Genomic DNA, 16,448 nt, shown 5'->3' on the forward strand with positions numbered 1-16,448 from the left:
TCGTAGAACATCCGGATCATCTCCTCGAATCGGCGCGCGAGCGCATGGATCCGCCGGGTATATTCGCGTTGCTGCCGAGAGGAGAATCCAGCCGATCCGTCCGGTTGACCCAGGATCCTCTCGGCCGCCGCTACCCCGCCCTCCAAGGCGACCGTCACACCCGAGGAAAAGACCGGATCCAGGAACCCGGCCGCATCCCCCGCGACCAGCCACCGGGCACCCGCCAGATGCTCCAAGCGATAGGTATAGTCCGCCGTGGTTCGGAAGGGAGAGATCGCTTCCGCCTTTTCCATCCGTGACCGCAACTCTCTGCTCTCCTGCACCGACGCCTCGAAGAGCTCCCGAGGACCGTTCTTCCCACCCTGAAAGGCCGCAAGCGGTCGCACCATGCCCACCGATGTCTTTTCCTCATCGAGGGGAATCAGCCAGAACCAGCCACCAGCGAGGCGGACCACCGTGATATTTCCCGCAGCCTTGCCCGGGCTGCGCCGTACATTCCGGAAATGGGCGTAGACCGCCATCTTCTTTGGGATACCCAGGTCGGTTCTGGGCAGGCGCAGGACCTTGCTCAAGAAGGGTTCCCGTCCCGTCGCATCGATGAGCCATCGCCCTTGGGCCCGTTCGGCCTTCCCGCCAAGCTCATACTCCACCTCGACCCCATCCGGCCCCTCCCGGAAGCTCCGCGCCGAGGCTCCGACCCGAATCGTCGCTCCCGACTCCCTGGCATGATCGAGGAGAAGCGCGTCAAACTTTGCCCGCTCTACCTGAAAGGTCTTGTCGTAGGGCTCGGCCAGGCTCTCTCCGAACCAGAAGCGCCGAAAGGCGCTCCCGTCGCTCAAGACAAACTCGGCTCCGGGCTTGATCATGAAACCCGCCTTTTGCACCTTTTCCCAGACCCCGATCTTCACGAGCTCCCGATTGCAAAAGGGCAAGAGCGATTCCCCGATATGAAAACGAGGAAAGGTCTCTTTCTCGAGCAGCAGGACCCGCTTTCCGCTCCGGGCCAGGAGGCTTGCAGCGGCGCATCCCGCCGGACCGCTTCCCACGATAATGACGGAGTCCTTCATCTCTCCTCACCGACCTGCTGTTCCCGGAGCCAGCTTCGCAGCGTCGTCAAGTTCTCCAACACCTTGCGCGCCATGTCCGGGTCTTGCAGCGTGACGCCATATCTCCGCTCGAGCTCCGCGGTCAACTGTAGGGCATCGATCGAATCGAGCCCGATGCCGTTCGGACCGAAAAAAGGAGTCTCCTCTCCGATACGTTCGACCGGGATACGAAGCAGGCAACATTCCACCAAAAGAGCGCGTAGATCGTCGTAGGTTACAGATTGGGCGGCCATCCAGAGGTAAGGTCTGGTGTATATAGAAAAAACGCCGTGGCGAAGTCGACTCGAAACTTTTCCTCCCACCCGCTCTTTCTCCCGGAAGAACCCACGGTCTCCTTTTCCCGGATCGTCCCTTCGCTCCTCCTCGAGTATGATGCACAGCATGGCCTCGCAGCAGGGAGCAAGACCCATGGTCACGGTAACCGGAATCGGGATGGTCACGGCCCTCGGCGGGGATGTCGTCTCTTCCTGGGCCCAGATGCTCGAAGGGAAGGACGGCGCCCGACCGGTCGATCTCTTTTCCACCGAGGGGTGCCGCTGCCGCTCGGCCGCCCAGGCGGCTCTACCACCGCTTCCCTTGCTCTCTCCCGGAGAGCTCCGCAGGCTCCCTCGCGCCTCGCGGCTAGCGATTCCCGCCGCGCGGGAAGCCCTCGCCCAGGCAGGGCTCCTGGCCGCCGGAGGGCAGGCGAGGCTTCCGCAGATCCCTCTCTGCCTTGCGACCACCGAAGGAGGGATGGAGCTCGGAGAACGATTCCTCGAGGAACTTCTCGCGGGCCGGAAAGGGCATCTCCAATGGGTGGGCCGCTACCAGCCCCAGCAGCAGGCCATCGATCTTCAGCGAGCCTTCGGCCTGCGCGGCCGCGTGCTCGTGATCGCCAACTCCTGCTCCAGCGGGGCCGATGCCATCGGTTCTGCGGCCCAGATGATCTGGTCCGGGGAAGCCGACTGCGTCCTGACAGGAGGGTTTGAGGCTCTTGCGGAAACGGTCTTCGTCGGATTCGACTCGCTGCGGATCCTCACGACCGATCGCTGCGCCCCATTCGACCAAGGGCGAACCGGGCTCCTCCTCGGGGAAGGAGCCGCCTTCCTCGTGCTCGAGAGCCTGGAACACGCATCGGGCCGCCAGGCACGGCCGCTCTGCCAGATCACCGGATATGGCCAAGCGACCGACCGCCATCATCTCACCCAGCCCGCACCCGACGGGAGCGCGCTCTGCCGAGCCATCGAGTCGGCTCTCGCTCAGGCCGAGGTGGCGCCCGAAGCGATCGGCTACCTGAACGCGCACGGAACCGGCACTTCCTTGAATGACGAATCGGAGGCCAACGCCTATTCCCGGTTCTTCGGGATCGGCTGGCGAACTCCGCGGATGAGCAGCGTCAAGGCGATGATCGGCCACACGCTGGGCGCCGCCGGAGCGATCGAAGCGGTCTTTTCCATCCTCGCCCTGCAGACGGGCCGGCTTCCTCCCCAGTGGAACTCCGTCGCTCCCCTTCCTGAGGTCGAGGAAGCGCTGGTCCGTCCTGGGGAACCCCTCCAGACACTCAACCACGTGATGAGCGCAAACGTCGGGTTCGGCGGCTCCAACGCAGCTTTGGTCTTTTCCCGACATGATTGATCGCCTCCTTCTCCATGCGAGCGCGGTCGGCGTCGTTTCTCCCGCCGGCTTCGGGGCCGAAAGCCTTACCCAGCCGACCCCGCCCGAGGAGCGTGCGATGCAACTCGCTTCTTCCCCGTCGCGGAGCTTCCCCTTCTTCGCGGTCGATCGATCCCATCCCCGGTGGCGCGCATGGGCCGAAGAGCCGCGGCTTCGCCGCTCGGGCGGCCTAGCGCAATTCCTTCTCGAGGCGATCCGGCAGGCGCTGGCGGGAATCGATGAGCCATCCCGCAGACGCATGGGCCTCATTGCGGCCTTCAATAACGGGAGCATCGCCCATATCGCGCGCTTCTTTGCTGGCTATCGAACCCAGGGTCGTCGATTCGCCAGCCCCCTCCTCTTTCCCGAAACCGTTTACAACGCGGCAACCAGCCACGCGGCGGCCGTACTCGGGCTCGGCGGTCCCAGCTGCTCGATCGTCGGCGATGAATCCGCCTGGGTCGAAGGCCTCCGCATGGCTAGGGTCTGGATCGAGCTCGGACACGCAGCCACGGTTCTTCTCGCCGCATCCGAAGAGGTCACTCCCGTGACCCTCGACGCCTTCCGGTGCGCCGGCTGGCTTCGGCGCTCTCGTCCCTTTCGACCCGCCGAGGGTGCCGTCGCGGTCCTTCTGACCGCCCATCCGGAAAGCGCGCTCTTTGCTCTCGAAGCGGCACCGGAGAGCCTCCCGTATACGAGCCGAAAGGAGCTGCTTCCGGTTGCCGCCCGACTCGCCCGAAAGATGCCGTCCCATCTTCCGGTCTACTCGACGGCCCAAGGCTCTTGGCTCGGGGCGCTCGAAAAAGCCCTGCTCGGTTCCCGCCCCGTAGCGGAATCCTACCCATACCTCGGAGAAGCCTTCCCGGTTTCCGCCGGATGGCAGACGATCCGCGCCGCTACCCTCCTCTCCGAAGCGCGCCCGGAAATCCTGGTTCCGGTTTGGGGTAGCAGCCACCAGCTTTCGTGGCTCCACCTCCGCTTCGTCCGGCACGGCGCGCTCCCGATCCCGCGGCCGCGTCGACCCGAAGCATGATCACGGCCGAAAGTGCTCTTCTTCACGACGCCATCGCTCTGCCGCACTCCGAAGAGCGGAGCGAGGAAGAGACGGTGATCCAGCTTTCCCGGCTCGGCTCACAGCCCGCCTCCTCGATCGCTCGCAAGACCCGCTCCTCCGTCATGATCCAGCGGCCCGGGCGATAGAGAGGGTAATCGTCCCTCCATTCGCTCGGAGTCAGATTGATGGTCGCCAAGTTCGCTCCCGCCCGGAGCGCCCGCACATACCCGGCCGCGTGGCAGAGGTTCAAGGCGCTCACAGCCGGGATCACCCAGTGGGGCGAGGAGAGCCGGAGGACGGCGACCGCGTTGAGCGTCCGATCCAGATCCGCGGCCGGCATCCCGAAGAGAGGGGTCCCTTCTCCGGGGATAAACGGGCTCACGCTGCAACCGGCGAGCGGCAGGGAGCAGAGCAGGTCGAGCGTCTCTGCCGCTCGATCGTGGGTCTCCATCGGCAGTCCTTGGATCCAGCCCGAAGAGACGCTCCAACCCGTTCGCGCAAGATACCGGATCGCCTCGAGCCGCTGCTCGAGCGTGCCCGGGCACTGCAGCAGCCGATAGTGCGCGGCATCCCCCGTTTCGAGCTTCAGGATATAACCCCGCGCCCCCGCCTGCTTGAGCTCGTCGTAGCGGCGAAGATCGAAGGTGCCGAGGCAAACGCTGATGCCCAGACGGCCCTCCTTCGCCAGCTCTTCGATCACAGGCAGCACGACCTCCCGCAGGACGACGGGATCCTCTCCGGCCTGAAAATTGAGATCGGTGACCGACGCCGGCAGACCCTCCCCAATCACCCGCCGAACGGCGTCTCGCGCCAGGCGGAATCGGCGAAGAGCCCCATTGTCCCGACGCATTCCACAATAGGCGCAATTCTGCCGGCAGAAGTTGCCGACCTCGATCACCCCACGAACAAACACCCGTCTCCCGAAGACCGCCTTGCGAGTCGATTCCGCCCGATCCCAGAGCGCTCGTTGCGCGTCCGATCGCGCCTCCAGCGCGACTCCTCTCCAACCCGGCTCTCCCGTTTTCATGCCACGCAGGATCAGACGCCGCTTGCTATCGTCCGCGACCCCTTAATACACACACAGGAGTTACAAACTTTTTCTTGATCCAAGGAATTGGCACCATCAGGCTTCTGCCATGCGATCCAGAGTTGCCGTGGCTTCCCGCTCGCTCGTTCTGATCGGAGCGATCGGCGCAGGCTGGCTCGCAACAGCGGAACTCCTTCCGTCTCGTGTCCTGGCCAGCAGCGCCTCCTCCACCGACCCCTCCCCCGAATGGACTACCACGCATTCCGACGAGCCAAGCGCCACTCCTACGCCAAAAGCGCCAGCCAAGCCCCCGCAGAAGAATGGAACCGCCACCAGCCCCCAGACAAGCCGGAAACGTCCGGCCGCGCAAGCCAAGGGGAGCGGCTCCGCAGCGACCCAACCCTCCCGTAAAAGCGACCAAGCAGAGAAAGTCGCCAAGCCTGAGCCGATCGGAATTCAACTCGAGAAGCTCTTCCGCGGGATTGGTGCCGACCTCGAGGAGTTCTTCGTAGGCACGCGCACCGTCGACAAGGATGACTGAGCCTTCCTGGCTGCCGATTTTCTCGCCGCGAGAAAAAGCCGGAACTTTTCGGCTCCACGGTTCTGATTCGATTGGCAAGCCGCAGGCGATCCGCTTTTGCCGAAGGAAGCAGACCTGCTAACGCTTAGCACCGCTCCATTCTTGAGCGGGGCGCTCGCCGCCAAAGCCAAAGTCAGCGGAGCCGCGAAGCAAGCTTCCGTCACGAGTGGCTCACAATCAAAAAAGCCGAACAAGCCTAGATCGTTCAGGAGCACGGGGGGCAAAGAACTTCCTCGGGGTCGAAGCAGACCTGGAAGCGTTCTTCACGGGACAGCGGAGCGCAGACAAGCCGGATTCTCCACGAGGTGATCCCGTCCTCATCAGAAGATCGGCAGCGCCCCGCTCGGACAGGGGAGTGTCAAAAGAGCGATGTCGTCCGCGCGGGCATGGCCGAGCGCGGATTCGGCTTGACCGATGCCACCCGACTCCCGCGCTGAACCGGCCGGCTTTGGCTCACCGTCCGGACGGGCGTCGCTCGCGGCGCACTCTGGGCCGGCGGCACCGAATAGGCTACCGGAGCAGGAGAAGCTCGACCAACAAATCGATAGTGCTGGATTCGAGCATACTCCTTGGGCCAGACATTCCAGAGCGAACCGGGTTGACGGAAGTCGGAGTACCAGTTTCCCCGATAGAACACCTCGATATGGCCGCAGTGGCTCCTCTTTCTCGGAAGAAGGATTCGCACGTCGTAGTTCCTCGGTTGGACCCTGGCCGAGCTCTTCACATAGCAGCCGGTCTTCAACAGCGGCTCCCCATATTCCTTGGCGTAGTCCCGCCGCTCCAGCTTCTTGCCGGTCAGCTCCTCCACTGCCACGCGCACCGCCCGCGCGCACATCCCGTGGGAGTGTTTCTGCTTCGGCAGGGCTCGCTCGAACGCCTTGGGATTGGGAGTCGCCGGGACAGTGGAAACGGCCCCACCGCGCTGGCCATAGCCCGCTGCAGCCGCCGAAAAGACGATTACGCCACTGAGGAAAATCTTGGAAAAACCCATTGGGTACAGGCTTATGCCGAAAAGCAGGCTTCTGAGCAAGATTTTTCTCTTTCCTTCGCAGTTAGGCCGCAGATGGCTCTGTTCCTCCAATCGATTGGTCTCGCCCCCATAGGCTGCGAATGCTAAGGAAGCTTGTGTCCGCGGTCCCGCAGTTTTCAGGATCGAGACGCGACGAAGCGGAATCAGGTGAACCGGCAGCCCCACGCTCGATCGGGAGGGAGAGCCTCCTCCCATTCCTCGCGCTTCCTGGGAAGCGGGGCTCCTGCGGTCCGGATCCCGTTCCCGGACGCAACGGCCTTGTGGAGAGCATGGAAACGCACCGCATCTCGATTTGCGGATGAGCCGGCCCTCCTCCCCTTGGAGTCTGAAGCGTGGATCTCCTTTCGCGAGATTCACTCGGCGGCGCAACGCCTTGCGCGAGACTATCTATCTGGCCTCCGAAACTCCTGGATCGCCTTCTCCTTGCCCGCCGGCCCGGAATGGATCGAGACCTTTCTCGCTTGCCAGGCGGCGGGTGCGGCGGCGATGCCACTCGACGCCGGGATCCCCTCGGAGCAACTTCCCTCGGCGGCTTGTCGGCTGGGTGCCTCGTTCCTTTGGGCCTCGAACGGCTTGCAGCGGCTCGTTCCCCGCTGTCGACGTCGCGGGACCCGCCAGACGGCACTCGTCAAGATCACTTCCGGAAGCCGGGGAGAAGCCGCTTCCCTTCCCTTCTCCGCCGAAGCCATGATCGAGGATGGGCGAAATACCTCCGCCGCCATGGGCACGAGCGAAACGGACCGCGCCCTGGCTCTCCTCCCCTTTGGCCACTCTTATGCGCTTGGGAGCTTGGTCCTGCCCTTCCTGCTTCGGGGCATGCGCCTCGTCTCGGCCAAGGAGTTTCTGGTGAGCCAGATCCCAGCCTGGATCCGCAAGCACGAAATCACCTTCTTCCCCTCGGTCCCCGACATCTGGCGCGCCTTGGGGCAGCTCCCGGGCCCGGTCTCCCTTCCCTCCCTCCGGATCGCCGTTTCCGCCGGTGCGGTCCTGCCGGCCGAAACGGCGCGGCGCATCCAGGAACGCTTTTCCGTAAAGATCCACAGCCTTTACGGCTCCTCCGAAACCGGGACCATCAGCTACGACAGGCCGGGAGACGCCACCCTCGAGGGTCGCTCCGTCGGAACGGCTCTTCCGCGCGTCTGGGTGACGATCACGCGCGCTCGACGAGTCTCCGTTTCCAGCCGGGCCCTTTACGGCCGGCGCCAGCGCGTCACCCTCCCCGATCTCGCGCAATGGACCGAGATCGGGGAGATTCGCTTGCTCGGTCGAGCTGATCGGATCGTGACGATGGGCGGCCGCAACATCCATCCGGCAGAGGTCGAGGCCCTTTTGCGCCAACTCCCCTCGGTAACCGACGCCCATGTCCGCGCCGTGCGCAGCCGATCCCGGAACTACCTGGTTGCCGCCGTGGAAAGCTCGAAGAGCTCAAGCGAGCTCCTGCGGCTGCTTGCGGCTGTCGCCCCGGAATGGAAGATCCCGCGCCTCCTCCTCTGCTTTCCCGAGCTTCCGCGCAATGCGCGAGGAAAAGTGGAGGAACAATCGCTCCAGGCGCTCTTCCGGGATGCCTATCGACCGTTCGCGTCAGCCAAGGCGAGCAAGATTCGACCTCCGGCAACCGGCTCGTCCGATTCCCGGATCGAGACGGAGAACTCCGCCAGCCGGCCGTAAAGGCGTTCCCGCTTGACCTCGACGATGAGCGTCTGGCCGGGCAGGGCGGCCCGCTTGAATTGGAATCCAAGGATCTGCGCGAGCAGGAGAGGTTGCGGCTCTCTTAGGCCGAGAAGCTCCGACCAGAGGCAGCCTGCGGCCTGCGCCCCGCATTCGACCAGAAGGACTCCGGGAAAGAGCGCCCTGCCGGGAAAATGATCGGCAAAGACCGGCAGGGACGGGTCGAGCACTGTCTTCGCACGGGCGCACGCTCCCTCCCGATCGATCTCGACCTCGTGGATCCAGGTAAATCCGGGGCCATGCGGCAGCTCCGGCGCGCTCATGAGGGGTCGTCGAGAGATGAGGTGGGCGAGCCGCTTCGTCCTGCGATCGGCCCGCGGGCCTTCGGGAGGAGCATCCCGCTCGCCGAACGAAGAACCAAGACCGTGAAGCGCTCCCCGTGGAGAGTAACGCCGACGTCATCGCCGCGAATCCAGCTGGCGGGAAGATGCCTGGGTGCCAGCACCGCAATCGCATCTCCTCCCCGCCGGTGCGCTTCCTGGGCAAGGCGATAGAATGGATGATGAGAAAGCCCTACCGTCTCGAAGGAACGAAGCACTCCCAGGACGCGATAGGGCCTTCGCGGCATGCGGGACCAGACCGGCACATCCTTTCCTCCGATCTGGTAGACGGCCAGAATCCGGGCCCCCGCCTCCGGGGCAGGAGGTTCTCCCCGCCAAGGGACGTAGGAGATATCTCGAGCATGGAGAGCGGCGGCGGAAAGGAGCAGGCAACCTGCCAGGAGATATCCGGCGCCAAGCGACTTTCCAAGGGTCCTCATCGATGCATGCTCCGTCTTTGTTCCTTCCGGGCTCGCTCGGGTCTCCCGGGCCTCAAGCCCGCACCCGTTTGTGTCTGTTCAGTGGGCAAGCAACTCACATGCCGGGAAATGCCAATCACTTCTTACTTGTCAATGGGCGGCAGCAAGGTAGCCTGAAGTAGATCGTAACGCCACAACTAATTCGAGGAGAATCCCTATGAAGACTCGCCCGTTCTGGTCCGCCTGGTCGCTTCTCTTTTGCGTCGGCTGCCTTCTGACCGCGCCACGAAGCTTCGCTTCCTGGAATCTGCAGGAGACCGTCGGGGAGGCGGCCGCCGTCATTCATCAATTCAAGCAGGAAGGGAAGATCCCGAAGTCGGTGTTCGAAAAGGCCAAGGGAGTCGCTTTTCTGCGGATGACCAAGGGCGGGCTCGTCATCAGTGGAGAGTATGGTCATGGGCTTGTCGTCCAGCGCTTGGCCAACGGCGGTTGGTCCGGACCCTCGGCGATCTCGAGCAGTGCGGTGGGGATCGGCGCCCAGATTGGCGGTAGCGAAACCAACTACGTCTTCATCCTGAATAGCGATCATGCTGTCCGCCGCTTTGCCCACGGCGGCAAGGTGCACATGACTGGGGAGATGAGCGGCGTCGCGGGCCCCGAGAGCGAGCATGACGTCTTCCTGAAGCCCAAGAGGGCGGTCTATGTCTACCGTTCCACCGAAGGACTCTTCGGAGGCATCGCCTTCACTGGATCCGATCTGCGAGAGGCGCCCGATACCAACGAGCGGTATTACCATCGCGCGGTTACGGCAAGCGAGATCCTCTCGGGACAGGTGGCGCCACCCCATCGGGCCCAAACCCTGATCGACGCGCTCAACGCCCCCTATCCCAGATAGCCAATCCCATGGCCCAATCGCGCCGGCTTCCTCTAGGCTGCGGGGTGCGTTGCGGGCGGATGGGATGGGAGCATTCTTGCTGGCTTACGTCTTCTCCAGCGAGGCGATGGCCATCGCGGCCATCCCTTCGCCCCGTCCAGGAAACCCCATTCCCTCGTTGGTCGTCGCTTTGATTCCGATTCGCGCGGGCTCGATGCGCAGGGCCGCTCCGACCGCCGCGCGCATCGCCTCCCGATAGGGACCAATCTTTGGCGCCTCGGCGATCAGCGACGCATCGAGGTTCTCGATCCTCCATCCCTTTTTCTGGAGGAGCTCCCGAATCCGCTCCAGGAAAATCAGGCTCGAAGCTCCCTTCCATTGCGGATCCGAGTTGGGAAAGAGATGCCCGATATCGCACTCCCCCGCCGCTCCGAGGATCGCGTCCGCGATGGCATGGAGCAGCACATCTCCATCCGAGTGACCAAGCAGCCCCTTCTCCGAAGGAATCTCCACCCCGCCCAAAACGAGCTTCCTTCCCGCTACCAATCGGTGAGCGTCATAACCGATCCCGACTCGTCCCATCCCATTCCTTCCGGTTCGCTCCAGTCCTACCCCTTGCGTTCCCTCCCCGACGATTCTGTCGGGGAGCACGCTCTTTACCGAAGCCTCGGTCCGGTCTATATCGAGAGTCGATGCTTCCGACAAGCTTGGCCGTGGTGGGGACGGGTCTTTTGGGTCAGGGCGTCGCGCGGCGCTTCCTCGCCCGCGGGCTTCCCGTGGCGGTCTACAACCGGACGCGAGCCAAGGCCGAGGACCTCGCTGCGGCCGGAGCTCGGCTCTATGCCACCCCGGAAGGCGTGGTCGAAGGCTCGGATCTCCTCTTTCTCTGCCTCTCGGACGCATCGGCCATCCGGCGGACGGCTTTTTCCGAATCCTCTCGCCCGCACCTGCCGGGGAGAACCCTCTGCCAAATGGGAACCATCGGCCCGGACGAGAGCCGGGAGCTGGCCGCGCTCGCCGCCGGCCTCGGGGCCCGCTATCTCGAAGCCCCGGTCCTCGGAAACGGTAAGGACGCGGAGGAAGGGCGAGCACAAGTGATGATCGGAGCCGGCCCCGAAGACTGGGAACGGTGGCGGGATCTCCTCGGCCTCTTGGGACGCTGCTTCTGGATCGGGCCCGTCGGCAAGGCAGCGGCGCTCAAGCTCGCCTTGAACCAGCTCATCGCTGCGGAAACGACCGCTTTCGCCCTCAGCCTGGGATTCATCCGCCGTTCCGGTGTCCCGGTCGAGCCCTTCCTCGAGATCCTCCGCCAGAGCTCCCTCTACTGCCCGACCTTCGACAAGAAGCTCGCCCGGATGCGGGAGCGGAACTTTGCCTCGCCCAACTTCTCCGTCCGCCTGCTCCTCAAGGATATCGACCTCTTCCTCGCCGAAGCCACTCGTCTCGGGTTACGACCCGACGCCCTGGAAGGAGCGCGGACGATCGTCCGGGATGCGATGGAATCGGGCCGGGCCGCCCTGGACTATTCGGCACTCATCGACGTGGTCGATCCTCAGCCGAAGAGTGAGCTTGCCAAGGACACGCGGCCGATTTAGTTGTCTTGCGGAAAAGTTCTGGCGGCCCCATCATCTAGCTGGTTAGGATACGGCCCTCTCAAGGCCGGTGCACGGGTTCGAATCCCGTTGGGGCTACCATCTTCGGGCTCATGGGCACGCCGCCGAAACACGCAGACGAATCCCGCCCTCGGCTACGAGCAGAACTGGAGATCCGGACCGCGCACCGGGACGAGCTTGTCAACGTCACCGCCCGCATCCAGGAGACCGCTCGCCGCTGTGGCTGGAACGACGGCATCCTCACCGCCTTCGTTCCCCATACGACGGCGGGAATCACGATCCAGGAGGGAGCCGATCCCGATGTCGTCCACGACATCCTGGGCTGGCTCGACCGGACAGTACCCTGGCAACATTCCGCCTACCGGCATGGCGAAGGGAATACGGCGTCCCACATCAAGGCCTCCCTCGTCGGCTCCTCGATCTGCTGCTTGCTCGAAGAGGGCAGCCTGCGCCTCGGAACCTGGCAGGCGGTCTTCTTCTGCGAGTTCGACGGGCCCCGGACCCGCACCCTCTGGCTCTCCTTTGCCCCATCCTCCCCGCCCGAAACCTAGCCGCCTCTCCCTCCCTCTCCCCAAGGACGACAGGCTCTTCTTCCTCAAGGCGGGGCGAGCGGGAAGAGAAGCGAAAGGTGGCTTCCTTTCCCGGGCGCCGAATCGACCTCCACCTTTCCCCGGTGATCCTCCATGATCTTCCGCACGATCGCCATCCCGATTCCGGTGCCCTGCGCCTTGCGGGTGAGGAAGGGGACGAAGAGGTTTTCCACCTCCTCCTGGGTCATTCCGGGCCCGCTGTCCCGGACGCCGAGGGCGAGATAGGCGATCCCGTCTCGCTCCACCACAGAGGTGTTCAGGCCTAAGACCCCGCCTCTGGGCATCGCCTCCGCCGCGTTCAAGATCAGATTGAGCAGTGCTTGCTCGATCTGCCCGCGGTCTCCTTGCAGCGGAGGGATCTCCGCCGGAATCTCCTTTTCCACCTGAATCCCTTGCGCGGAAAGCTTGTGGCGGACCAAGAGGAGGATCTCGTCGAGCATCCGTTCGACCGAAATCGGCTCCACCAGGGGCTGAGCCGAACGCCCCAGGGTGAGGACCTGCTCGGTGATCCGATTCATCTGACACAGCTTCGCCGCGATCACGGCTACGTCCTTTTGCACCCCCGGATCGTCGGGGAAACGGTCCGCCAGCGTATAGAAAAGCATCTGAATGACCGTGAGGGGATTCCGAATCTCATGGGCAACCTCCGTAGCGAGCAGCCCCAAGGCGGAAAGCCGTTCCGACTGCCGCAGCCCTTCCTCGATCTTCATCACCTGCTGGAGGAGCCGCGCCTTTTGAATGGCGACCGTCGAAAGATCCGCCAGGGTCTGCAGCAGCTCGATCTCGCTATTGGCGAAGCGGTGGCGTTGCGCCATGCAGACGCAGAGCACCCCCACGCGTTCCACGAACGAGAGAGGCACGGCCAGGACCGAACGGAGCTCCTGCCCCCCGATCTGGAGCTCTGGACAATGCACATAGGGCTCTTCCGCCAGGTCCAAGACCAAAAGCGGCTTCCCCTTTTTCACCACGACGGAGAAGACCGATTCGTCCACCGGGATCGCAAACTCCCGCGGGAGGCCAGGGTCATCGCTGAACGCAGCCCGCAGGAGCAGGTGCGTCTTGTCTTCGGTGAGCAGAAAGAGAAAGGAGCGGGCTCCACCCATCAAGCGGGCCGCATTGCGCACGACTCCGTCGAAGAGCGGATTCAAGTCGGGCTGCGAAACGAGCGTCTGCGCGATCTCCACCAGGGTTCCCAGCTGCCGCGCCTTCTGGCGAAATCCTTCGATCTCCCATCCGATCGCCAGCCACTGGGCCGCCTGCGCCGCCAACTGGGAGAGAGCCTGCTCGTGGGTCCGGGTGAAATGGCCCACCCGATGGCTATCGACATTGAGCACTCCGATCACCGTCGACCCCACCTCGACGGGGACGGCGAGCTCGGCGCGGATCCGGGGATCGATCGGCACGTAGCGCCACTCCCGCCGGACGTCGGAGATCCGCATCGGCCTGCCGGTGGTCGCCACCCACCCAGTCACGCCCTCGTCGGCCCGGAGCTTGGTGCGGACGGCTCCCTTCCGAAGGCCGACCGAAGCCTCGATGTCGAGAAATCCCGTGCTCGGGTTGAGCAGGACAAAAGAGCCGCTGTCCGCTTCCGTCCGGGTCAAGGCGAGACGGAGGAAGTGACGGATGACTCCTCGAGGATTGAGAAGGGTTTGGATTTCCTCGGGTCGAGCCCGTTCGATGATCGACCTTGCCTCGCGCATGTTACACGCCCATGGCTTTGCGGAGCCGTCGGGTGAGCTTTTCGATCTCTTTCTCTTCCTTGATCTTGCCCCCACCGATCTTCCCCAGATAGAAGGTGTCGAGAGCGGCCCCCTTCTCCGTGGCAATCCGGGCGGAAGCCACGTCGATTCCGCCGGCCGCCAAGGCAGAGGCAATCCGGTAGAGAAGTCCGGGCCGGTCCGGCGTCTCGAGATCAAGAATGGTAAAGAGCTTGCTGCTCGTCGTGTCAAAATGGATCCGCGTCGGGAACTCCGCCTGCCGGATCCACTCGGGCAGGCGGTCGAGCTGTTTCTCGACCAGGGGAGCAAAGTCGAACTCCTCGACCGAAAAGGCCTGCTCCAGAAGCCGGGAAAAGGGGGCGAGGTACCGGTCCGCGTCGGCAACCGAGCCTTCGGGCAGGCAGACCCAGAAGGTGTCGATCGCAATGCCGTCGCCTCGCGAGTAGACGTCGGCGCTCAAGATCGAGATGCCCAGTGCGGCGAAGCTCCCACAGATTCGCGCAAAGACCCGGGCGCGATCCCAGGTCACCACGACCACTTCGGAATAGCCCTGGGCGGATGCATCCGCCCAGTCGACCACCGGGCAGAGCGTCGGTTCCACCGCGACGACCTGCTGGTAGAGGAACCGGTGGACCACCACCAGATGCCGTCGAATCCTCTCCTCTGGGCAGCGATGAAAATAGCCTGCCGGCAGGTTCTCAAAGTGGGCGTGGATCTCCTCGGCGGAAACCTCCGAGGAGAGCCGCTCTTTCATCCGCTCCGCAACCTCTGCCTTGGATCGTTTCGGCTCTCCCTCCCGCGAGGAAGAGCGGCCGAAATGGCTGCTGGCGGCGTGGTAGAGACGCCAAAGAAGGAGATCCTTCCAGCTCGACCAGGAATCGGTCCCTGCGGTTCCCTCCCCGTCGACGAAAGTGAGCACCATGAGGAGATCGAGGCGTTCCTGGGTCTGCACGAGCTGGCAGAACTCCTCGATCGTCTCTTCCTCCTCGAGATCTCGCCGGAGCGCCGTCTCCCACATGAGAAGATGGTTGCTGACCAGAAACACGGCCGTCGACAGCTCCCGTGGGGGAAGCCGGAGCCGCTTGGCGACTCGCATCGTATGGGTCGCACTTTCTTCGGCGTGGTGCCTCCGGTTCATCGCCCGCCCGGTGTCATGGAGGAGGATCGCCAGCGAAAGAAGATAGGGGCGCTCTACATTCTCGAGAAGCGGGCGGTAGGCGGAAAACGGCGGATCCGGATCGACCCAGATCCGGTCGAGCATCTCCAGGCAGCGCAGGGTGTGTTCGTCCGCCGTGTAGCGATGGTAAAACTCATGCTGCACCAGGCACGTCAAGGGAGCAAACTCTGGAACGAGTCGACCGAGCAGTCCCAGTTCGTGCATCTGTCGCAGAACTCGGCCCACCCGTCCCTTGCTCGAAAGGAGCGAGAGCAGCATCTCCCGCACTTCTTTCCTCTGCAGGAGCGGTCCCCGCAGCAGCGGTAACGTCCGGGTGATCTCGATCGCCAGGCCCGGCCCGATCCCGACGTCGTGCATCGCGCAGACCGCGAAGGCCCGAACAATCTCCAGGGGATTCTCGCGAAGCCGGCGACGGGAGGGGGATTCGAGATTGCCATCGACCAAGGGAAATTCCTCGATCGATCCGCGATCGGGCTCCGTCAGGGCTGGGCGGGGGCGCCTGGACTTTGCGAGGCTGTCGAAAACCAGGTTGGCCAGCTGGTAGATGACGTGCGCGCGCCGGTAGTAGTCGCGCATGCACTCCTCGATCCGCCGCAACAGGTTCGGCCCCGGATAGCGGAGGCTGCCCGCAACCTTCGCCTGCAGCCCGAGCGTCAAGAGATCGCTCGCCCGTTTTTCGAGGTAGTGCATCTCCGCTCGCACGCGGAGCAGAAAATCGTAGGCCTCGTCGAGGCGCTTCCCTTCCTTCGCCTCCAGGCGCCCGCTTTTGACCAAATGATCGGTCGTGCCGATCCCCTCCTGCACGCGAAGGACCCAAAAGAGGTTCTGGTAGTCGCGCAAGCTGCCGCAGCCATTCTTGACGTGGGGCTCTTGCACGAGCACGGTACCCCCATACTTGGCATGGCGCGTCCTCTGATCCCCCATCCGCCATGCGACGTACTCCTCCTCTCTTCCTCGGAGACATCCCTGCTCGAAGAGCGCTTGAAATTCCTTCCAGAGAGATGACGGGCCGGCGATGAGCCGGGCCTCCAAAAGTGCGGTCTTGGTCAGCAGGTCTTGATTGGCGTAGTCCACGGTCTCTTCGATCTGCCGCGTCGAGTGACCGACCTGGAGGCCGATGTCCCAGAGCGTGTAGAGCACCTCCTGCACGATCTCCGCGATACGCTCTTCCTCCTCCCGCGAGCAGGGTCCGGAGAGGAAGAGGATGTCGACATCGCTGTAGGGACAGAGCTCTCCCCTTCCGAATCCGCCAACGGCGGCGAGCAAGAGAGGAGGCACGTCCTCGGCCGCACGAAAGATCCGTTCCACGGTTGACCCCCAGAGATGTCGCAGCAAGGCCGTCAGCAGCGCCGCCTGGCGCCGGGCCCTGGTCCTCCCTCCTTCTCCGAGCGAGTGCTCCACGCGCAAGGCGTGAAGCTCCTTCTGGAGGAATTTCCGGTAGAAGGCGGCTCGATCCGCGATCCTCTTCTCCCCCGACGCAAGCTCTCTCTCCGCCTCGCGGAGCGCCTTCTCGAGCGGCCTCAGGAACGGTGCGGTCGGATCCGGCAGAATTTCCTTGTCAGGATTTCCCATGACCATGC

General features: G+C 63.9%; 15 protein-coding genes, 1 tRNA gene and 1 pseudogene. 8 read left to right on the forward strand and 9 right to left on the reverse strand.

Annotated elements, in window-relative coordinates; translation table 11 throughout:
* Positions 1-11: 11 nt before the first annotated feature.
* A pseudogene (locus tag MacB4_RS11160) lies at positions 12-1,067 on the reverse strand (NAD(P)/FAD-dependent oxidoreductase); the annotation flags it as partial.
* Positions 1,064-1,546, reverse strand: coding sequence for an acyl carrier protein (locus tag MacB4_RS02215; RefSeq protein ID WP_206864254.1), 483 nt, complete (start codon positions 1,544-1,546; stop codon positions 1,064-1,066). The pseudogene MacB4_RS11160 and the gene MacB4_RS02215, both read right to left, overlap by 4 nt.
* On the opposite strand from MacB4_RS02215, the gene MacB4_RS02220 reads away from it, so the two are divergent.
* Both MacB4_RS02220 and MacB4_RS02225 read left to right on the forward strand, forming a co-directional pair.
* Positions 1,515-2,720, forward strand: coding sequence for a beta-ketoacyl-[acyl-carrier-protein] synthase family protein (locus tag MacB4_RS02220; RefSeq protein WP_206864255.1), 1,206 nt, complete (start codon positions 1,515-1,517; stop codon positions 2,718-2,720). The genes MacB4_RS02215 and MacB4_RS02220 overlap by 32 nt on opposite strands.
* A complete protein-coding gene (locus tag MacB4_RS02225; protein WP_206864256.1) occupies positions 2,713-3,771 on the forward strand; it encodes a beta-ketoacyl synthase N-terminal-like domain-containing protein in 1,059 nt (352 codons plus the stop codon). Before MacB4_RS02220 ends, MacB4_RS02225 begins: the two co-directional genes overlap by 8 nt.
* Before the next feature lie 22 nt (positions 3,772-3,793).
* Here MacB4_RS02225 and MacB4_RS02230 read toward each other — a convergent pair whose 3' ends face one another.
* Complete coding sequence (locus tag MacB4_RS02230) at positions 3,794-4,819, reverse strand: radical SAM protein (RefSeq protein ID WP_206864257.1); 1,026 nt, start codon at positions 4,817-4,819, stop codon at positions 3,794-3,796.
* 109 nt (positions 4,820-4,928) lie between these two features.
* Here MacB4_RS02230 and MacB4_RS02235 point away from each other — a divergent pair, with 109 nt between their 5' ends.
* Complete coding sequence (locus MacB4_RS02235; RefSeq protein ID WP_206864258.1) at positions 4,929-5,360, forward strand: hypothetical protein; 432 nt, start codon at positions 4,929-4,931, stop codon at positions 5,358-5,360.
* A 397-nt stretch (positions 5,361-5,757) separates the two neighbouring features.
* On the opposite strand, the gene MacB4_RS02240 is transcribed toward MacB4_RS02235, so the two are convergent.
* Positions 5,758-6,390 carry a hypothetical protein gene (locus tag MacB4_RS02240; RefSeq protein WP_206864259.1) on the reverse strand — a complete coding sequence of 211 codons (633 nt, stop codon included), beginning with the start codon at positions 6,388-6,390 and terminating at the stop codon, positions 5,758-5,760.
* A gap of 186 nt (positions 6,391-6,576) precedes the next feature.
* Between MacB4_RS02240 and MacB4_RS02245 the strand changes: the two genes are divergently transcribed.
* Entirely contained in the window at positions 6,577-8,097 is a 1,521-nt protein-coding gene (locus tag MacB4_RS02245; RefSeq protein ID WP_206864260.1) for a class I adenylate-forming enzyme family protein, read from the forward strand.
* Here the strand turns inward: MacB4_RS02245 and MacB4_RS02250 are convergent.
* A complete protein-coding gene (locus tag MacB4_RS02250; protein WP_206864261.1) occupies positions 7,995-8,420 on the reverse strand; it encodes a 3-hydroxyacyl-ACP dehydratase FabZ family protein in 426 nt (141 codons plus the stop codon). The two genes, MacB4_RS02245 and MacB4_RS02250, sit on opposite strands and share 103 nt — an antisense overlap.
* Positions 8,417-8,917: a hypothetical protein gene (locus MacB4_RS02255; RefSeq protein WP_206864262.1), complete on the reverse strand. Its 501-nt coding sequence runs from the start codon at positions 8,915-8,917 to the stop codon at positions 8,417-8,419. The genes MacB4_RS02250 and MacB4_RS02255 overlap by 4 nt, the downstream gene beginning before the upstream one ends.
* Before the next feature lie 196 nt (positions 8,918-9,113).
* Here MacB4_RS02255 and MacB4_RS02260 point away from each other — a divergent pair, with 196 nt between their 5' ends.
* Positions 9,114-9,791 (forward strand): lipid-binding SYLF domain-containing protein, encoded by a 678-nt coding sequence (locus tag MacB4_RS02260; protein WP_206864263.1) that lies wholly within the window; start codon positions 9,114-9,116, stop codon positions 9,789-9,791.
* An 84-nt stretch (positions 9,792-9,875) separates the two neighbouring features.
* Here the strand turns inward: MacB4_RS02260 and ispF are convergent, their stop codons facing one another.
* Entirely contained in the window at positions 9,876-10,352 is a 477-nt protein-coding gene (ispF, locus tag MacB4_RS02265) for a 2-C-methyl-D-erythritol 2,4-cyclodiphosphate synthase (RefSeq protein WP_206864264.1), read from the reverse strand.
* Positions 10,353-10,462: 110 nt separating this feature from the next.
* On the opposite strand from ispF, the gene MacB4_RS02270 reads away from it, so the two are divergent.
* The 3 genes from MacB4_RS02270 (at position 10,463) to MacB4_RS02280 (ending at position 11,934) form a co-directional block, all read left to right on the forward strand.
* Positions 10,463-11,365, forward strand: coding sequence for an NAD(P)-dependent oxidoreductase (locus MacB4_RS02270; protein ID WP_206864265.1), 903 nt, complete (start codon positions 10,463-10,465; stop codon positions 11,363-11,365).
* Between the two features lie 23 nt (positions 11,366-11,388).
* Positions 11,389-11,464, forward strand: a tRNA-Glu gene (locus MacB4_RS02275).
* A gap of 11 nt (positions 11,465-11,475) precedes the next feature.
* Positions 11,476-11,934, forward strand: coding sequence for a secondary thiamine-phosphate synthase enzyme YjbQ (locus MacB4_RS02280; protein ID WP_206864266.1), 459 nt, complete (start codon positions 11,476-11,478; stop codon positions 11,932-11,934).
* A gap of 44 nt (positions 11,935-11,978) precedes the next feature.
* Here the strand turns inward: MacB4_RS02280 and MacB4_RS02285 are convergent, their stop codons facing one another.
* Positions 11,979-13,673, reverse strand: coding sequence for a GAF domain-containing protein (locus tag MacB4_RS02285; protein ID WP_206864267.1), 1,695 nt, complete (start codon positions 13,671-13,673; stop codon positions 11,979-11,981).
* Position 13,674: 1 nt separating this feature from the next.
* Complete coding sequence (gene glnD, locus MacB4_RS02290; RefSeq protein ID WP_206864268.1) at positions 13,675-16,440, reverse strand: [protein-PII] uridylyltransferase; 2,766 nt, start codon at positions 16,438-16,440, stop codon at positions 13,675-13,677.
* Between the last annotated feature and the right edge of the window lie 8 nt (positions 16,441-16,448).

The sequence above is a fragment of the Methylacidimicrobium sp. B4 genome, from assembly GCF_017310545.1.
In the GTDB taxonomy this organism is placed as follows: Bacteria; Verrucomicrobiota; Verrucomicrobiia; order Methylacidiphilales; family Methylacidiphilaceae; genus Methylacidimicrobium.

Coding starts and splice junctions, on each gene's coding strand:
- MacB4_RS02220 (WP_206864255.1), top strand. CDS start 1,515: ATGGTCACGGTAACCGGAATCGGGATGGTCACGGCCCTCGGCGGGGAT.
- ispF (WP_206864264.1), bottom strand. CDS start 10,352: ATGGGACGAGTCGGGATCGGTTATGACGCTCACCGATTGGTAGCGGGA.
- MacB4_RS02260 (WP_206864263.1), top strand. CDS start 9,114: ATGAAGACTCGCCCGTTCTGGTCCGCCTGGTCGCTTCTCTTTTGCGTC.
- glnD (WP_206864268.1), bottom strand. CDS start 16,440: ATGGGAAATCCTGACAAGGAAATTCTGCCGGATCCGACCGCACCGTTC.
- MacB4_RS02285 (WP_206864267.1), bottom strand. CDS start 13,673: ATGCGCGAGGCAAGGTCGATCATCGAACGGGCTCGACCCGAGGAAATC.
- MacB4_RS02225 (WP_206864256.1), top strand. CDS start 2,713: ATGATTGATCGCCTCCTTCTCCATGCGAGCGCGGTCGGCGTCGTTTCT.
- MacB4_RS02270 (WP_206864265.1), top strand. CDS start 10,463: ATGCTTCCGACAAGCTTGGCCGTGGTGGGGACGGGTCTTTTGGGTCAG.
- MacB4_RS02250 (WP_206864261.1), bottom strand. CDS start 8,420: ATGAGCGCGCCGGAGCTGCCGCATGGCCCCGGATTTACCTGGATCCAC.
- MacB4_RS02255 (WP_206864262.1), bottom strand. CDS start 8,917: ATGAGGACCCTTGGAAAGTCGCTTGGCGCCGGATATCTCCTGGCAGGT.
- MacB4_RS02240 (WP_206864259.1), bottom strand. CDS start 6,390: ATGGGTTTTTCCAAGATTTTCCTCAGTGGCGTAATCGTCTTTTCGGCG.
- MacB4_RS02235 (WP_206864258.1), top strand. CDS start 4,929: ATGCGATCCAGAGTTGCCGTGGCTTCCCGCTCGCTCGTTCTGATCGGA.
- MacB4_RS02230 (WP_206864257.1), bottom strand. CDS start 4,819: ATGAAAACGGGAGAGCCGGGTTGGAGAGGAGTCGCGCTGGAGGCGCGA.
- MacB4_RS02280 (WP_206864266.1), top strand. CDS start 11,476: ATGGGCACGCCGCCGAAACACGCAGACGAATCCCGCCCTCGGCTACGA.